At 64.6% G+C, this 16,237-nt stretch carries 19 protein-coding genes; 12 read left to right on the top strand and 7 right to left on the bottom strand.

The features are described 5' to 3' along the window. Nucleotides 1-61: 61 nt before the first annotated feature. On the top strand, nt 62-535 hold the full coding sequence (locus FJ980_RS10630) for a MarR family transcriptional regulator (protein ID WP_140542847.1): 474 nt from the start codon (nt 62-64) through the stop codon (nt 533-535). A gap of 13 nt (nt 536-548) precedes the next feature. Here the strand turns inward: FJ980_RS10630 and FJ980_RS10625 are convergent, their stop codons facing one another. Further along, nucleotides 549-848, bottom strand: coding sequence for a putative quinol monooxygenase (locus FJ980_RS10625; protein WP_140542846.1), 300 nt, complete (start codon nt 846-848; stop codon nt 549-551). Nucleotides 849-969: 121 nt separating this feature from the next. On the opposite strand from FJ980_RS10625, the gene flhA reads away from it, so the two are divergent. From flhA to FJ980_RS10590, 7 genes are all read left to right on the top strand, one after another. Further along, entirely contained in the window at nt 970-3,057 is a 2,088-nt protein-coding gene (gene flhA, locus FJ980_RS10620; protein WP_095766356.1) for a flagellar biosynthesis protein FlhA, read from the top strand. Further along, nucleotides 3,054-3,806 (top strand): flagellar biosynthetic protein FliR, encoded by a 753-nt coding sequence (gene fliR, locus FJ980_RS10615; RefSeq protein WP_140542845.1) that lies wholly within the window; start codon nt 3,054-3,056, stop codon nt 3,804-3,806. The genes flhA and fliR overlap by 4 nt, the downstream gene beginning before the upstream one ends. Nucleotides 3,807-3,811: 5 nt before the next feature. Further along, nucleotides 3,812-4,198, top strand: coding sequence for a hypothetical protein (locus tag FJ980_RS10610; RefSeq protein ID WP_140542844.1), 387 nt, complete (start codon nt 3,812-3,814; stop codon nt 4,196-4,198). Between the two features lie 70 nt (nt 4,199-4,268). Then, nucleotides 4,269-4,838, top strand: coding sequence for a rod-binding protein (locus FJ980_RS10605; protein ID WP_246676385.1), 570 nt, complete (start codon nt 4,269-4,271; stop codon nt 4,836-4,838). An 8-nt stretch (nt 4,839-4,846) separates the two neighbouring features. Beyond that, nucleotides 4,847-5,266 (top strand): hypothetical protein, encoded by a 420-nt coding sequence (locus FJ980_RS10600; RefSeq protein ID WP_140542843.1) that lies wholly within the window; start codon nt 4,847-4,849, stop codon nt 5,264-5,266. A gap of 31 nt (nt 5,267-5,297) precedes the next feature. Further along, complete coding sequence (locus FJ980_RS10595) at nt 5,298-5,828, top strand: hypothetical protein (protein ID WP_095766351.1); 531 nt, start codon at nt 5,298-5,300, stop codon at nt 5,826-5,828. 191 nt (nt 5,829-6,019) lie between these two features. After that, nucleotides 6,020-6,304, top strand: coding sequence for an SCP2 sterol-binding domain-containing protein (locus tag FJ980_RS10590; protein ID WP_140542842.1), 285 nt, complete (start codon nt 6,020-6,022; stop codon nt 6,302-6,304). A 144-nt stretch (nt 6,305-6,448) separates the two neighbouring features. Here FJ980_RS10590 and FJ980_RS10585 read toward each other — a convergent pair whose 3' ends face one another. Beyond that, entirely contained in the window at nt 6,449-6,973 is a 525-nt protein-coding gene (locus FJ980_RS10585) for an N-acetyltransferase (protein WP_246676388.1), read from the bottom strand. A 343-nt stretch (nt 6,974-7,316) separates the two neighbouring features. Next, on the bottom strand, nt 7,317-8,450 hold the full coding sequence (odc2, locus tag FJ980_RS10580) for an ornithine/lysine decarboxylase (protein WP_140542841.1): 1,134 nt from the start codon (nt 8,448-8,450) through the stop codon (nt 7,317-7,319). 537 nt (nt 8,451-8,987) lie between these two features. Between odc2 and FJ980_RS10575 the strand changes: the two genes are divergently transcribed. From FJ980_RS10575 to FJ980_RS10560, 4 genes are all read left to right on the top strand, one after another. After that, a complete protein-coding gene (locus FJ980_RS10575) occupies nt 8,988-10,184 on the top strand; it encodes an amidase (protein ID WP_140542840.1) in 1,197 nt (398 codons plus the stop codon). A gap of 2 nt (nt 10,185-10,186) precedes the next feature. Beyond that, nucleotides 10,187-11,086 carry a LysR family transcriptional regulator gene (locus FJ980_RS10570; RefSeq protein ID WP_140542839.1) on the top strand — a complete coding sequence of 300 codons (900 nt, stop codon included), beginning with the start codon at nt 10,187-10,189 and terminating at the stop codon, nt 11,084-11,086. A gap of 78 nt (nt 11,087-11,164) precedes the next feature. Next, nucleotides 11,165-11,833, top strand: coding sequence for a DUF1007 family protein (locus FJ980_RS10565; protein ID WP_140542838.1), 669 nt, complete (start codon nt 11,165-11,167; stop codon nt 11,831-11,833). A gap of 169 nt (nt 11,834-12,002) precedes the next feature. Further along, nucleotides 12,003-13,097, top strand: a complete 1,095-nt coding sequence (locus FJ980_RS10560; RefSeq protein WP_246676387.1) for a nickel/cobalt transporter — start codon at nt 12,003-12,005, stop codon at nt 13,095-13,097. Between the two features lie 148 nt (nt 13,098-13,245). Here the strand turns inward: FJ980_RS10560 and denD are convergent, their stop codons facing one another. Genes denD through FJ980_RS10540 form a run of 4 tightly spaced genes read right to left on the bottom strand, consistent with a single transcriptional unit; the run spans nt 13,246 to nt 16,164 of the window. Then, nucleotides 13,246-14,220, bottom strand: a complete 975-nt coding sequence (gene denD / locus FJ980_RS10555) for a D-erythronate dehydrogenase (protein ID WP_140542836.1) — start codon at nt 14,218-14,220, stop codon at nt 13,246-13,248. Nucleotides 14,221-14,222: 2 nt separating this feature from the next. After that, nucleotides 14,223-14,429 carry a hypothetical protein gene (locus FJ980_RS10550; RefSeq protein ID WP_140542835.1) on the bottom strand — a complete coding sequence of 69 codons (207 nt, stop codon included), beginning with the start codon at nt 14,427-14,429 and terminating at the stop codon, nt 14,223-14,225. A gap of 51 nt (nt 14,430-14,480) precedes the next feature. Continuing rightward, nucleotides 14,481-15,464 (bottom strand): cation diffusion facilitator family transporter, encoded by a 984-nt coding sequence (locus tag FJ980_RS10545; protein WP_140542834.1) that lies wholly within the window; start codon nt 15,462-15,464, stop codon nt 14,481-14,483. A 13-nt stretch (nt 15,465-15,477) separates the two neighbouring features. After that, entirely contained in the window at nt 15,478-16,164 is a 687-nt protein-coding gene (locus FJ980_RS10540) for a GNAT family protein (protein ID WP_140542833.1), read from the bottom strand. Nucleotides 16,165-16,237 lie beyond the last annotated feature (73 nt).

Raw genomic sequence — 16,237 nt, 5'->3', positions numbered from 1 at the left:
GTCTCTCGCTCCTTGCTGCTATAATATCAGAGTACGAACAACATATAAGAGCACTGACATCATGCGCAAGGGGAACCCATCCATTCCGTCCGCCGGTGAAGGCAAGCGCGGCGAGCAAGGCTATCTGGGCTATCTGCTGCGCCAGGCGGCCGGCGCCTATCGTCTGAAGGTGGAAAGGGCTCTTGATGAATTCGGCGTGACGCAGGCGCAGTTCGCGGCCCTCACCATGATCTCGGCCTATCCCGACCTGTCCAATGCCGATCTGGCCCGGCTCGCGGTGCTGACGCCGCAGACGGTGAGCGTGATCGTCGGCAATCTGGAAAAGGCCGGCTCGCTTGTCCGCCGGCCGCATGCCGTCCACGGCCGCATCCAGCATCTCGACCTCTCGGACAGCGGCCGCGCCTTGCTGAAGAAATGCCGCGAGCGGGTTTATAAATTGGAGGGCGAGCTGACCGCCGGCCTCTCCGCCGAGGAGGAACGCGCCGTCCGGCGCTGGCTGGTCGCCGTCGCGACCGCTGAGGCGGCACAGCTGTAGATACCTCGGACGATCAGGTCGGCGCGCCGCCGTCCGTCTGGAAAAGCGTGAGCTTGCGGTCGCCGATGCCAAGCTCGGCCCAGCTCGCGCGCCATTCGGCGATATGCGCCGATTTGAAATGCGCCTCGAGCGCGGCGCGGTCGATCCAGGCCTCCGAGACATGGATGAGCCCGGCATCCAGCACATCCTGCGAGTAGGAATAGTCGAGGCAGCCCGGCTCGGCGCGGCTCGCCAGGATCATGCGTTGCATCGCCGGCTTTGCCTGGTCGAGCCTGTCGGACGGCAAGCGGACCGTGCCGATGATCAGGAGCATGCGATTTCCCCTCCGATAACTGGCTAAAAGCGCCGTAGCCGCTCTCCCACTTTCGCGCAAGCTTGGAGGGTTACGGTCAATGGCCTGCCCTGTGCGTGGCGGCCCTGGATTTGAGGACGACATGGCGATCAGCGAAACACTACCGTCCGGCCTGGCGGTCAAGAACGGCCGCGACATCTTCTTCGCGCTCGGCATCGTCTTCATCCTGGCGGTGCTGTTCCTGCCGATCCCGGCCTTCCTCATCGATATCGGCCTCGCCTTCTCGATCGCGCTTTCGGTGCTGATCCTGATGGTGGCGCTGTGGATCCAGCGGCCGCTCGACTTCTCGTCCTTCCCGACCGTGCTGCTCATCGCCACCATGCTCAGGCTATCGCTCAACATCGCGACCACGCGCATGATCCTGTCGCACGGCAATGAAGGCACGCATGCCGCCGGCTATGTCATCTCGGGCTTCTCGAAGCTGGTGATGTCGAGCGACTTCGTCATCGGCCTCATCGTCTTCATGATCCTGATCGTGGTGAACTTCATCGTCATCACCAAGGGCGCGACCCGTATCGCCGAGGTCGGCGCACGTTTCACGCTCGACGCCATTCCCGGCAAGCAGATGTCGATCGACGCCGACCTTTCCGCCGGCATGATCGATGAGAAGACCGCGCAGCTGCGCCGCCGCGAGCTGGAGGAGGAGAGCTCCTTCTTCGGCTCGATGGACGGCGCCTCGAAATTCGTGCGCGGCGACGCCATCGCCGGCCTGATCATCACCGCCATCAATATCGTTGGCGGCATCGCCATCGGCTATCTACGCCACGGCATGGGCCTTGGCCAGGCGGCCGACGTCTTCATCAAGCTGTCGGTCGGCGACGGCCTCGTCACCCAGATCCCGGCGCTCATCGTCTCGCTCGCCGCGGGCATGCTCGTCTCCAAGGGCGGCACGCGCGGCTCTACCAACCAGGCAGTGTTCGGCCAGCTCGGCGCGCATCCGCGCGCGCTCTACGTCGCGGCCTCGCTGCTGGTCATCCTCGGCCTGATGCCCGGCCTGCCCCTGTTCCCCTTCTTCGCGCTTGCCGGCGGCATGGCCGGCCTCGGCTACATCATCCCGCTGCGCCTGAGCCGCGAGCGCGCCGCCGCCGAAGCCCTGAAGACGCAGGAAAAGGCGAACAAGGTCGAGGAGGAGAAGAACTCGGTCAAGGCCTCGCTGGTCACCGCCGAGATCGAGCTTCTGATCGGCAAGCAGCTTTCGACCAGGCTGATGGTGGCGCACCAGGAACTGGTGTTCCGCATGTCGAAGATGCGCAAGAAATTCGCCCAGCAATATGGCTTCGTGGTGCCGGAGGTGCGCGTCGCCGACGACTTCGCCATCCCGCCGAAGAGCTATCAGATCAAGGTGCACGGCACGGTGGTCGCCGAATACCAGATGCGCGTCGGCGAGATCATGGTGCTGCTCGGCACGCGCGGCGTGCCGGAAATCCCCGGCGAGGAAATCCGCGAGCCGGCCTTCGGCATGCGCGCCTATTCGGTGCTCGAAACCTTCGCCGAGGATCTGAGACGCGAGAACTTCACCTTCGCCGACAATATGTCGGTGCTGCTCACGCATCTCTCCGAGGTTATCCGCAACAACCTGCCGCAGCTTCTGTCCTACAAGGACATGAAGGCGCTCTTGGAGCGGCTCGACCCGGAATACCGCAAGCTCGCCGACGAGATATGCACCTCGCACATCTCCTATCCAGGGCTGCAGGCGGTGCTGAAGCTGCTGCTCGCCGAGCGCGTCTCGATCCGCAACCTGCATTTGATCATCGAGGCGATCGCCGAGATCGCGCCGCATGTGCGCCGCACCGAGCAGATCGTCGAGCACGTGCGCATCCGCATGGCGCAGCAGATCTGCGGCGACCTCTCCGAAGGCGGCACGCTCAAGGTGCTGCGCCTCGGCAACCGCTGGGACCTCGCCTTCCACCAGAGCCTCAAGCGCGATGCCAAGGGCGAGGTGCGCGAGTTCGACATCGATCCGCGCCAGCTCGAGGAATTCGGCCAGGACGCCACCAAGGCGATCCGCAAGCATCTCGAGGCCGGCGAGCGTTTTGTCCTCGTCACCGCGCCCGACGCCCGTCCCTATGTGCGCATGATCATCGAGCGGCTGTTCACGACGCTTCCCGTTCTCAGCCATGTCGAGATCGCCAAGGGCGTCGAGATCAAGGTGCTCGGAACAATCTCGTGAACGCGCTCTCGCAAGGCGTCGTCATCGCCGCCTTCCTCGCCTTCTGCCGTATCGGCGCCTGCTTCATGCTGATGCCCGGCCTGTCCAGCGCCCGCGTGCCGCTGCAGATCCGGCTGTTCGTTTCGCTCGCCGCCACCGGCGGCTTGCTCGCTTTCCTGTGGGACCGCATCTACCCGTTCGTCGATCCCCGCCCGCAGGTCCTGGCGCCGATGATCGTCTCCGAGCTCCTGGTCGGCGGCCTGATCGGCGCCATGACCAGGCTCTACATGGAGGCGCTGCGCTTTATGGGTTCGGCCATCGCCATGCTGATCGGCTATGGCGGCTCGGGCGGACCGGCGATCGAGGAGCCGGAACCGCAGGCGGCGCTTGCCGCCATCATCTCGTTCTCGGCGCTGCTTCTGCTCTTCGTCTTCGACTTCGACCACGAGATCGTCAAGGCGCTCGTCGCCTCCTACACGGTCGCTCCGGTCAACGTCTTCTTCAATCCGCAGGCGGCACTGGTCGACGTCACCGACACGGTGTCGGATGCCTTCTTCCTGGTCATCCGCCTCGGCAGCCCGTTTGTCGCCTATGCCATCCTGGTCAATCTGACGATCGGCTTCGTCAACAAGCTGACACCGCAGATCCCGGTCTATTTCATCTCGCTGCCCTTCGTCATCGCCGGCGGAATGATCATCTTCTATTTCGCCGTCGGCACCTTGCTGTCGCTGTTCGTTGACGGCTTCGTCGATCTCACGCTGGCGAGATAGGCTCTATGACCGCGCGAAAGGACCGCCTGAAGAAACTGGTCAAGGTGCAGGAACAGTTGAAGGCGCTGCACGAGACCCGCCACGCCGGCTTTCTCGCCGCCGCCGTCAGGGCGGAAGCGGAGGCGAAGGAGCTGATCGAGCATTTCGACACCGACAGGTCGCTGGCCGGCCTCTTTCCCGCGCTTTACCACCGGCGCATCACCGACGCGCTCGGCCGACAGCAACAGAACCTCGATAGTGCCCGCCAGGAAGCGGCGCTGATCGCCACCGCGACGGCGCGCACCAACATGGTCGAGCGTGCCTACAAGGAGGTGCGCCGTCGCGACGAGCGCGAGCGATCCGACCGCGAGCGCCTCGATCTGATCATGCAGAAGCGGGCCTCCGACGGCTGATGATCGCAAGCCTGCCACAAGCTTCTTCAGTCATTGTGCAACTAACAAAACCGGCAAAGGGCGGACTTTCTTGGCCATTTCTCCACCCAGCGACATCGTCATGGACGTCGCCCGCGCAGCGGAGCCGGCCGATGTCGAGGCCGCGCGGGCAGCGCTCGCGAGAAGGGCGAATGGCGCCTCGGCACCGTTCGCGCTCGATCCCCCCGCGACGGTCGATGCCGGCTCCATTCTCTCGCGTGCGACGGCGGACAAGGCGGAAGCAGCTAATCCGGCGAAGAAGTTCCAACGCTTCGAGGCGATGGTGCTGACGACCTTCATCCAGAACATGATGCCCAAGGACACCGAGGGCGTTTACGGCAAGGGACTGGCCGGCGACATGTGGAAGTCGCAGCTCGCCGAAAAGGTGGCCGATGTCATGGCCGCGCATGGCGGCATCGGCATCGCCAGATCCATGCTTGCCGACCATTATCTTGACGGCAAGCACAAGGTGCCGGTCGGCCCCGTCGCCGGCGGAGCGCAGAAAACCGAGATCGACCAGCAGACCCGGCTTTCGACCTCGATGATCGAGGAGCTTGAGCGCAAAGCGGCACGGTCGATGACCGGCGACGAGACGATCATAAAAACAGATATCAAGATCTAGGGACCTACATGGCCGACCAAACGGAGCTTTCCAACCTTCCCGCACGCACCAGCGCAATGGAGGCGCCCGCCGCCGCGCGACCCGGCAACCTCGCCGCCATCATCGGCCGCATCGAGGAAGTCGTGGACGAGGAAACCGCCGGCATCCGCAGCGGAACGGCCTATGATCTCAAGGCCTCGAACGCGCGCAAGAGCCGGTATCTCTACGAGCTGAACCGCGCCATGAAGGGCGCCAACGAGATCGAATTCCTCGAGCAGCATCGCGAAGGCCTGCTGCGGCTGCGCCAGAAGCTGGCCAGGAACGAGGCGGCGATCCTTGCCCATCTCAACGCGGTCAACGAAGTCGCCACGCTTTTGAGGAATGCCATCCAGCGCGCCGATACCGACGGCACCTATTCGGCCGGTGAGTTCGGAATGGCGCGAGCCTGATTGAGATGGTCGAGGCGCAAGGACAGACCCGGTGATAAAATTCATCGCCGCCGCGCTGTGGATCTGCGCCGTGACGCTCGGCGCGGTCTTCTATTCCTTCCAGGCGGCGGGCCAGCGCGGCGCGGCCGAGCCGCCGAAGCCGATGCTGGGCGGCCTCGACTATGTCAAGACCGACATGATCTCGGTGCCGCTGCTGCGCGACGGGACGATCGAGGGCTATTTCCTCACCAAGCTCGTCTACACGGTGGAGCCGGACCAGATAAAGAAGCTGTCGATCCCGGCGCAGGCGCTGATGACCGACCAGGTCTATTCCTATCTCTATTCCAACCCGCAGATCGATTTCACCAAGAAGGAATCGATCGATCTCGACGCTTTCCGCAAGTCGATCCGCGACACCATCAACACCCGCGTCGGCGTCGAGCTGGTGCACGAGGTGCTGATCGACCAGGTCAACTTCCTGTCCAAGGACGATATCCGCGACAACGCGCTTCGGCGCCGCAAGAATGCCGGCGACACCGCGGCGGCGATGACCAAGCCTTTCCAGGCGGCGCCGGAGCATTGACTGCCTGGCCGCGTCCGGCGGCGACAGACATGGCCCAGTTCCCTTAAGCGATATGACGCATGGTGACCGCGTTGACGTAAACGTCAACTCGAAGCTATATGCGCCTATGGTCGCGCTGGAGCGCGGCGCGTCTACCTCGCCCAGCGGCCAAGCGCCGGTGCGCGTCAACGCAACCAACGAGGAGAACCGCCATGGGCGTTCAGGAGATTGCCGACAAGATCAAGTGGCGCGTGGCAAGCGCCGGCTTCGAGCATTCGGTCAAGTTCGACACCGGCAGCGACGGCGTCATCGTCATCGACGGTGCGACCGTCTCGACCACCGATGCGCCGGCCGACTGCACCGTCAAGCTGTCGCTCGACGATCTGGATTCGCTGATTGCCGGCGACCTCAATCCGACCATGGCCTTCATGTCCGGCAAGCTGAAGGTCGAGGGCGACATGACCGTCGCCATGGCGCTTAGCCAGTTGCTCGGCTGACCCTTCGCAAAAACAGCAACGCCGCCCGATGGGCGGCGTTGCTGTTTTTGTCGAACCTAAAGCAACTCCAGGAAAAGTGCGTAGCGGTTAGGCTCGGCGCCTTCGCCGTAGCCTTCCGTCCGGAATTGCGTGAAAACAAAGGCTTCAGGCGACGAAGCCCAGCGCCTGTCCCTTGATCTTGCGGCCGGCGGCCCTGATCGTGCCTTTGGCGCCATCCAGCGCGCCGTCCTGCAGTTCCAGCGCCAGAAGCCGGTGCCGCTCATAGGGGCCGGGCATGGCAAGCGCTCCCGTGCGGTCGGCTGAGAAGCCGAACCGCCCGTAATAGGGCGCATCGCCGACGAGCAGGATCGCGCCGTGGCCGAGCCGCGCGGCTTCGGCGAGTGCATGCCGCATCAGCGCCGAGCCGATGCCGCCGCTCTTCAAGCCCGGCTCGACCGCGAGCGGGCCGAGCAGCAGCGCAGCCGGACCGCCCTCGCCCAGCCTCACATCCCACAGCCGCACCGTGCCGACGACCGCGCCCGACGCATCGCGGGCGACAAAGGCCAGGCCTTCCGAGGGCCGGCGGCCGCGCCGCAGCTTCTCGGACGACTTCTTCTTGCGCTTCGGCCCCATGGCGCGGTCGAGCAGCGCTTCGCGCGCCGCGGCGTCGCCCGCGCCTTCGCCAAGGATGACGAAGGCAGGCGCCTGGGCGGCCCCCTCGTCCGGCGCGCCGCGCGAGCCAGCCTGTGCCCGCAGGGCCAGGGAGGGCGCAAACGCATTTTCAGGCGAAGTGGAAACCGGTTCGCCGTAAGAAAATGCGCCAAGAAGCGCTGCCGTCGAGCCGTTCTCCCCCGCGGAGAAAAGCTCAGCCGACGGTCCGGACGAGGGGGCAATTTCAGTGGCCGCGAAGGCCGATTTGGTCAGGTATTCCATGTCCGCGATCCTTCACGAGCGGAGATCTGTCCCACAAGCGAGCCCGGGCGGGCGACAGGCGCCCGCGCCGGTTTGATCTGAGCGGTTTCTTGCGAACTGCTCAGATCACGTAGGATCGGAGAGGTTCGAAGCCGTTGAAGGCGACCGCCGAGTAGGTGGTCGTGTAGGCCCCGGTGCCTTCGATCAGCACCTCGTCGCCGATGGTCAGCGACAAGGGCAGCGGATAAGGCGTCTTCTCGTACATCACGTCGGCCGAATCGCAGGTCGGGCCGGCGAGCACGCAGGGCGCGGTCTCCGAGCCGTCATGACGCGTGACCAGCGGATAGCGGATCGCCTCGTCCATTGTCTCGGCGAGACCGCCGAACTTGCCGATGTCGAGGAACACCCAGCGCACATTGTCGTTGTCGGCCTTCTTCGAGATCAGCACGACTTCCGACTTGATCACGCCGGCATTGCCGACCATGCCGCGTCCCGGCTCGATGATCGTCTCGGGCAGCGCGTTGCCGAAATGCTTGCGCAGGGCCGAGAAGATCGCCTGGCCGTAGGCCTGGGCCGCCGGCACGTCCTTCAGGTAACGGGTCGGGAAACCGCCGCCCATGTTGACCATCTTCAAGACGATGCCTTCCTCGGCGAGCGTCGCGAACACCTTCCTGGCGTCGCCCAGCGCGCGATCCCAGGCCGACAGGTCGGTCTGCTGCGAGCCGACATGGAACGACACGCCATAGGCATCGAGGCCGAGGCCCTTGGCATGGCGCAGCACGTCGACGGCCATCGCCGGCACGCAGCCGAACTTGCGCGACAGCGGCCATTCCGCGCCTTCGCCGTCGGTCAGCACGCGGCAGAACACGCGCGAGCCGGGAGCGACACGTGCGATCTTCTCGACCTCTTCGACGCAGTCCACCGCGTAGAGGCGGATGCCGAGCTGGTAGGCGCGTGCGATGTCACGCTCCTTCTTGATGGTGTTGCCGAAGGAAATGCGGTCCGCCGGCGCGCCGGCATCCATCGCCATCTCGACCTCGGCAACCGATGCGGTGTCGAAGGACGAGCCCATCGCAGCAAGCAGGCGCAGGATTTCCGGCGCCGGGTTTGCTTTCACCGCATAGTAGATCCTGGAATCGGGCAACGCCTTCTCAAAGGCGCGGAAATTGTCGCGCACGACATCGAGGTCGACGACGAGGCAAGGGCCGTTCGGACGTCGGGTGGCGAGGAAATCAAGGATGCGCTGGGTGGCCATGGTCTCTCCATAACGCCTTTCGGCGCGCAATAAGGCTGCGGGACGCGGGCTGTCGGCCTCGCGAACACGCGGTGGACAAAGGCGGGACGTCAAATCCATGGGACCAGCCGGTGGAGACCCCGGAACCATGAAATGCCGTCTCGCGGCGATGAACCTTGGCCTTGCCCGGCCTCGGTTCGCTTTGTCTGCCTTGGCTTGGATGGGAGACCCGTCCGCACTGCCGGCAATGAAGGTGTGCCTCTTTAGTAACCCCGGTCTTTGGACAACCGGAAGAGAACCAGAAAGGCCCGCACCGTCGTTGCTTCAAGGTGTCCTCGGTCTTGTGGTTGGCCACTGACCGACTGGAGGGGTTGGCTCCAGTTACCTTACCGATTGCCCTCACCATTCGAGGATCGGCGGACACCCACAGGCACGTGCGACTTTGGGCAAGCGCGATATAGGAGCGAAGGGTTTCACAATCAATAAAAATCGTAAGCGCAGGTTGTAAAATTTCTGGCATCGAACAATGCTTGCCGCACTGTATCCGGATATCGAACGATGCCAGGAACTCAAGGACCGCTCAACGCCTTCCTCGATCTGCGCCAAATGCCCGTGGCGAATGCGGAATTGGGCCCGCTGGCGGGCCTGCGCCTGGCCGTCAAGGACATCTATGACGTCGCCGGCTACCGCACAGGCTGCGGCAACCCGCAAAAATTCGAGGAGGCGCACGCTGCCTCGAGCACCGCGCAAGCGGTGCAGACGATCCTCGACGCCGGCGCGCGATTTGTCGGCAAGACCCAGACCGACGAGCTGGCCTTCTCGCTGTTCGGCCAGAACGTGCATTTCCCCTACCCGGTCAATTCCGCCGCGCCCGAGCGCGTCACCGGCGGCTCCTCCTCCGGCTCGGCGGCCGCGGTTGCCGGCGGGCTGGCGAACATCGCCACCGGCTCCGACACCGGCGGCTCGATCCGCGCGCCGGCGAGCTTCTGCGGCCTGATCGGACTGCGCACCAGCCATGGCCGCATCCCGCTCGACGGCGCGATGAAGCTGGCATCGAGCTTCGACACTTTCGGCTGGTTCGCCGACGACATCGAGACTTATGAGACGGTCGGCAAGCTTTTGCTCGGCCGCGACCCGCACCAGCACCCGCTCAACCGGCCGCTGTCGATCCGCTGGCTTGACGCCTTCGTCACGGGTCCGGCCGAAGCCGCCGAATATGCGCGTATGAAGGCGGCGGCCGCGGGCGTGATCGGCCAGCCGGTAGAGACCGAATACGCCTTCGCCTCGTTCCCAGACGAGCTTTACTGGTGCTTCCGCCGCCTGCAGGCCTTCGAGGCCTGGCGCGAGCACGGTCCCTGGATTTCGGCCGGCGGCCGGCTCAGCCCGGGTGTCGAGGAGCGTTTCGGCTTCGGCCGCACCATCGACGCCAAGACTGCCGCCACCGAAGCCGCGCGCCGCCTGGCGTTCCGGGCCGAATTCGCGGCGCTGCTCGGCAACAATGGCTTTCTGGTCCTGCCCACCGTTCCCGGCGCGGCGCCGCTCGCTTCAAGCACGCCCGAACAGTTCCAGGCCTATCGCGAAAGGGCGCTGCATCTCCTTTGCCTTTCCGGTCTCTCGGGCTTTCCGCAGATCACCTTGCCGGTCGGTTCTGTCGACGGCGCGCCCTTCGGCCTTTCGCTGCTCGGCCCTTCCGGCAGCGACGTTGCCCTGATACGGCTCGGCCGCAGGATTCTCGACGCGGCAGGAAAGGTCTGACCATGGATACATTGACGCGCATGCGCGCCTTCATCGACGTGGTCGAGGCGGAAGGGTTTTCGGCCGCGGCGCGCAAGATTGGCCGCTCCAAGGCGCTGTTGTCGAAATATGTGCGCGAGCTGGAGGACGAGCTCGGCGCGCTGCTGCTCAACCGCACCACGCGCCAGTTCTCGCTGACCGAAGCCGGCCACACCTATTATCAGCGCGCCTCCGAGATCGTGCGCGAGGTCGACAGCCTTGCCGAGGCTGTGCGCCAGTCTTCCGGCGACGTTCGCGGCAGGATCAAGCTGTCGGCCGCCCGCACCTTCGCCGATGCGCCGATCGGCCAATCGCTGGTCGACTTCGCCAGGCAGCACCCCGACATCGTGCTCGACATCCATCTCGACGACCGCTTCGTCGACCTTGTCGAGGAAGGTTTCGACCTTGCCGTGCGCATCTCGCGGCTGGAGAACTCCTCGCTGATCGCCAGGCGGCTGGCGCCGTTCTCAGTCAGGCTTTGCGCGTCGCCGGAGCTGATCGCCAGGCACGGCAAGCCGACACGGCCGCAGGATCTGGCCAACATGCCCTGCATCGTCGACACCAACGGCCGCTCGCTGGCCAACTGGCGCTTCAAGGGCGAAGGCGATGACTCCATCAGCGTCGCCGTTTCGGGCCCGATCGAGGTCAACAGCCCGATCGTGGCAAGAGCGGCCGCGCTCTCCGGCCTGGGCTTCGCCATGCTGCCGGATTTCGTCGCCGCCCCCGACGTCGCGTCCGGCAAACTGGTCACAGCGCTCGACGATCGTCTCCTGGCGGGCACCGGCATCTTCGCCGTCTATCCGCACCGGCGCTATCTGCCGGCCAAGGTGAGGGTCCTCGTCGACTTCCTGGTGCAGTGGTTCAAGACGCGCGACGCAGCGTGATAACCCGCGTCCCAATTTCGCCCCCTTTATGTTAACTCTCGGGTATCACTCCCGAAGTCGATGGAATCGCGGCCCGGAATGCATCTGAAACGGCAAGCAACCATGCTGGCTTCGGTCCTCGCGGCCACATTCGCCTCGGTCGAGCAGGCCGAAGTGCACCCGCATGTCTTCGCCGAGGCTCGCCTCGACGTCATCCTCAGCCAGGATCACCAAAGTGTGACGGCGCTGCGCCACCTTTGGCGCTTCGATGACCTTTTTTCGAGTACGGTGATGATGGAGTTCGACAAGAACTCCGATCTGAAACTTGACGACAAAGAGCTCAAGGAAGTGGCCGACACCGTCCATTCCTCGCTGGCCGAGTTCAACTATTTCCAGCTCGTCACCCAGGACGGCAAGGACGTGCCGATGGTGCCGCCGCCGCATCTGATGGCGAACTTCGACAACGACCAGCTGATCATCCTGTTCGAGTCGCAGCCGAAGGCCCCGATCAAGCTCGCCGGCAAAGTCGACATCGGCGTCTACGATCCGACCTTCTATACGGCGATCGACTTCACCGACGACGCCAACCTTGCCGTCGAAGGCCTGCCATCGACCTGCACCAAAAAGGTCATCCGGCCCGATCCTGACGAGGCGATCAAGGAAAACCAGAAGACCCTGACGGAGGCGTTCTTCAACGATCCGACAGGCACCAACATGAGCAAGATTTTCGCCACCAAGCTCGAGTTGAACTGCCCGCCGGAAGGATGATTTGGTGATGAGACCGTCGCTGCGCGCAAGCAGGTTCTGCAAAAGTGTCTCACGGTTTTGCGATCGGAACCTGCAACAAACAAGGGAATCCAAGCGGATATTCGTGGGGCATCCCACGAATATCCGCTTAGCGCTCGGCCTCTTGGCCGCCACCCTGGTGATCGCCCATATGCCTGTCGTCGCGCACGCGCAAAGCTCGCTCGGCATCGGCACCAACGACGGCATGGCGCCGACCACCACCGGCCCGTTCGCCCATATCCTAATGTGGATCAATCTCAGGCAGCAGGAGTTCTACCATTCGCTGGCGGCGGCCATGAAGGCGATGCGCCAGGACGGCAGCAAGCTTTGGCTGCTGATCGGCTTGTCCTTCGCCTATGGCATCTTCCACGCCGCCGGTCCCGGCCACGGCAAGGCGGTGATCTCGTCCTATATGGTCGCCAACGAAGTGGCGCTGAAGCGCGGCATCATGCTCTCCTTCGTCTCGGCGATGCTGCAGGGGCTGACGGCGGTGGTCGTCATGATGCTTGCCTATTTCGTGCTGCGCGGCACCGCAATCTCGATGACCGACGCGGCCTGGTTCCTCGAAATCTCGAGCTACGTGCTGGTGACGCTGTTCGGCGCCTGGCTTTTGTGGCGCAAGCTCGGGCCGTCGATCCTGCGCCTGTTCGGCAGGACGCCTGCCTACAGCCTGTCAGCCGCTCATGCCGGCCATTCGCATGGCGGGCATGCGGACCACTCGCATGCTCATGCGCATTCCCATTCCAGCCATTCTCATGCGCATTCGCACGCCGCTCATGCGCATGCACTGCACGTGCATGACGATCATGATCATTCGCACGATCACGCCGACCACGACCACCACGACCATGGCCCAGGCGAAGTCTGTGACGCCTGCGGTCATTCGCATGCGCCGGACCCGGCGATGCTTTCGGGCGACCGCTTTGACTGGCGCACGGCCTGGTCGGCGGTGGCCGCCGTCGGCATCCGCCCCTGCTCCGGCGCGCTGATCGTGCTGAGCTTCGCGCTGCTCAACGGCCTGTGGGTCGGCGGACTGCTGTCGGTGCTGGCGATGTCGATCGGCACCGCGATCACCGTCTCGGCGCTGGCGACGATAGCGGTGCTGGCGAAGAACTGGGCCGTCTATTTCGCCGGCGACGGACGCCTCGGCAACCGCATCCATTCGATCGTCGAGATCGGCGGCGCGGCCTTCATCTTCCTGGTCGGCCTGCTGCTGTTGTCGGCCAGCCTGTCTGGCGGCGTCTGATTTAAGGCCGGCTCGCCAAGGTGCGTTGAGATTCAGGTCAGGCCGAGCCGAAAATGGTGGCTTCCGAGAACCGGAGCGGAGCGTACTTAAGTACGTGAGCACCGGAAGCGCAGGAGGCTGCCATTTGCAGGCCGGCCTCACCTGAATATCAATGCACCTTTCCGCCCAGCTCGTCCTCGATATGCGCGCGGATAATTTCGTCGAAACTGCTTTCGGCGGCGAAGCCGAGTTCCCTCGCCCGCCTGGCCTCGAACCGCGTCGGCCAGCCTTTGACAATCGACCAGACGGTCTCGTCGGGCTGCTCGCGGATCCGCTTCGCGACCTCGGCGCCGGCGATGCGCTCCAGCGCCTCGATCTGCTCGCCGACTGTGACGGCGACGCCCGGCATTGTGAGGTTGCGGCGCGGACCAACCCCGTCGCCGTCGATCTCGGCTGCATGGATGAGGAAATTCACCGCCGAACGCGGGCTGGCATGAGTATGCAGCACCGATCGCGGCACCGGCAGGATCGCCTCCTGGCCGGCGAGCGGCTCGCGGATGATGCCTGAGAAGAAGCTCGACGCCGCCTTGTTCGGCTTGCCGGGGCGGACGCAGATCGTCGGCAGCCGGATGCCGATGCCGTCGAAGAAACCGCGCCGCGTATAGTCGGCAAGCAGCGCTTCGCTCATCTGCTTCTGCGTGCCGTAGGAGGTGAGCGGCGTCGGATGGAATTCGTCAGGGATGACATCCGGAAACGGCGCGCCGAACACGGCGATCGACGAGGTGAAGACGAGGCGCGGCGCGAACGCCGCCAGCCGCACGGCGTCGAACAGGGCGCGCGTGCCGTCGAGATTGACGCGGTAGCCGAGGTCGAAATTAGCCTCCGCCTCGCCCGAGACGATGCCCGCCAGATGGAAGATCACATCCGGGCGCGGAGCCACGAGAGCGGACATGGCGCCGGGCGCGGAAAGATCGCCGGTGTGGATCGAAACATCGACGCCGGCGATCTCCGGCGCCGGCGGCGCCGCGATGTCATGCAGGTCGAGCGCCGTGATCTTGCGCCCGCGCAAGGCGCCGTCCTTGGCCAGCCGTGCGATAAGCTTGCGGCCCACCATGCCGGCGGCGCCCGTGATCAGAATTCTCATCCTCAGAGACCTTTCTTGCGCTGGCTGCGTCCGCGCAGCCACAGGACGACGAACAACGCCACCATGAAGATGACGGCAATAACGGCTGCCAACACCATCGATACCTTGCCCGCGGCCAGCATGATGACCGGCAGGAAATAGGCTGCGAGGCCGAACAGGAGCAGTATCACGGCCGCGGCGGTCGCCGCGTTGCGGGTGTCACGATCCATCAGCTGGCGGTCTTCGGTTCGAGGCTGTTCGGGTTCATCATCACGCCGCGATCAGTGATAGTGCCGGCGATCGCGCGGCGCATCATGCGCATGGTCGTGATCATGATGGTGGTCGTGCTCGTCATGGCTGTCCGCGCATTGGCCGAATTCGGGTTCGACAGTGGCATGCTCGATGCCATGCTCGGCCGCAAGCCGTTTCTTGATGGCGCTCACCGCGGCATGCGCATCGACGCCGTCGTTCAGGCAAGCATGCAGCGTCGCCATGTTGCTGGTCCCGTCGAGCGACCAGACATGCATATGGTGCACCTCGCGCACGCCCTTGACCGCGCCTTCGATGTCCTTGGCGATCAGGTCGCGATCGAGGCTGGCCGGCACGCCTTCGAGCAGGACGTGGGCCGCCTGGCGCATCAGCGACCATGCCGTCGACAGAATGAGCAGCGACACCAGCACCGACAGGATCGGATCGATGGGCGTCCAGCCGGTTGCCAGGATGATGAGCGCTGCCGCGATTGCCGCGGCCGAGCCAAGCAGGTCGCCCAGCACATGCAGGATGGCGCCGCGCATGTTGAGGCTTTCCCGATCGCCGCCATGCAGCACGAAGAAGGAAGCGATGTTGACCAGCAGGCCTGCCACCGCCACCACCAGCATCGGCCCGCCGAGCACCGGCGCCGGGTTCATCAGCCGCCCCCAGGCCTCGTAGACGATCCAGAGCGCAATGACGAAGATGGCGATGCCATTGGTATAGGCGACCAGCGTCTTCACCCGGGCGAAGCCATAGGTGAGGCGGCCGGTGGCCGGACGGCCTGTCAGGTGAAAGGCATACCAGGCAAGGCCGAGCGCGATGGCGTCGGCCAGCATGTGCCCGGCATCGGCGACCAGCGCCAGCGATCCGGTCAGCCAGCCGCCCAGCGCCTCGGCGACCATGAAGCCCGCGGTCAGGCAGGTCGCGATCAGCACCCGCTTCTTGTCGGTCGAGCCATGCACATGGCCGGAACCGGCCAAGCCGTGATCGTGCGAGCCATGGTCATGCGCCATCGCTGAACTCCTGTCACGCGCCGAAATCAGCGCGGAAATCCTCGAGCCGCCGCTTCTGGCCGCCTGCTCCGTCGAAATTCGCCGGATCGAGCCAGCCCTCATAGGCGTTGCGCAAGGCCGGCCATTCCTTGTCGATGATCGAATACCACGCCGTGTCGCGGTTTTCACCCTTGACCACAAGGTGTTGTCGGAAGATGCCTTCGAACCTGAAGCCGAAGCGCTCGGCGGCGCGCTTCGATGGCTCGTTGCGGTTGTTGCACTTCCACTCGTAACGGCGGTAGCCGAGATCGTCGAAGAGGTATTTCGCAAACAGGAACTGCGCCTCGGTCGCGGCCGGCTTGCGCGAGATCAGCGGACCCCAATAGATGTTGCCGATTTCGCCGACGCCGTTATTGGCGTCGATGCGCATCAGCGTCTGACGCCCGGCGATCTTGCCGGTCGCTCTGTCGATGACGGTGAAGAACAGCGGGTCCTCGCTCGCTTCGGCCTTGTCCAGCCAGGGCTGGAAGGCCGCGCGGGTCTCCGGCGGATAGTCCGGCAGCCAGGCGAAACGTCCGCCGGCGTCGGGCACCGACGACGCTTGGTAAAGACCATCGCCATGCCTTGCCGCGCTCAGCGGCTCGAGCCTGACCGTGCGTCCCTCGATCGGCTTTCGTTCCGGCCGCGGGCGCGGCTGCCAATTCTTCAGATCTTCCGACACGACCACTCCAATCCGTTTGACTTTTGCTGGCGGACGGTCACAAAAACGCTCGCTCACAGAAAGAACCACAGGG

Source organism: Mesorhizobium sp. B1-1-5, from assembly GCF_006443065.1.
Classification (GTDB): domain Bacteria; phylum Pseudomonadota; class Alphaproteobacteria; order Rhizobiales; family Rhizobiaceae; genus Mesorhizobium.
Note: the sequence above shows the minus strand (reverse complement) of the source record. Positions and strands in the feature narration are given on the sequence as shown.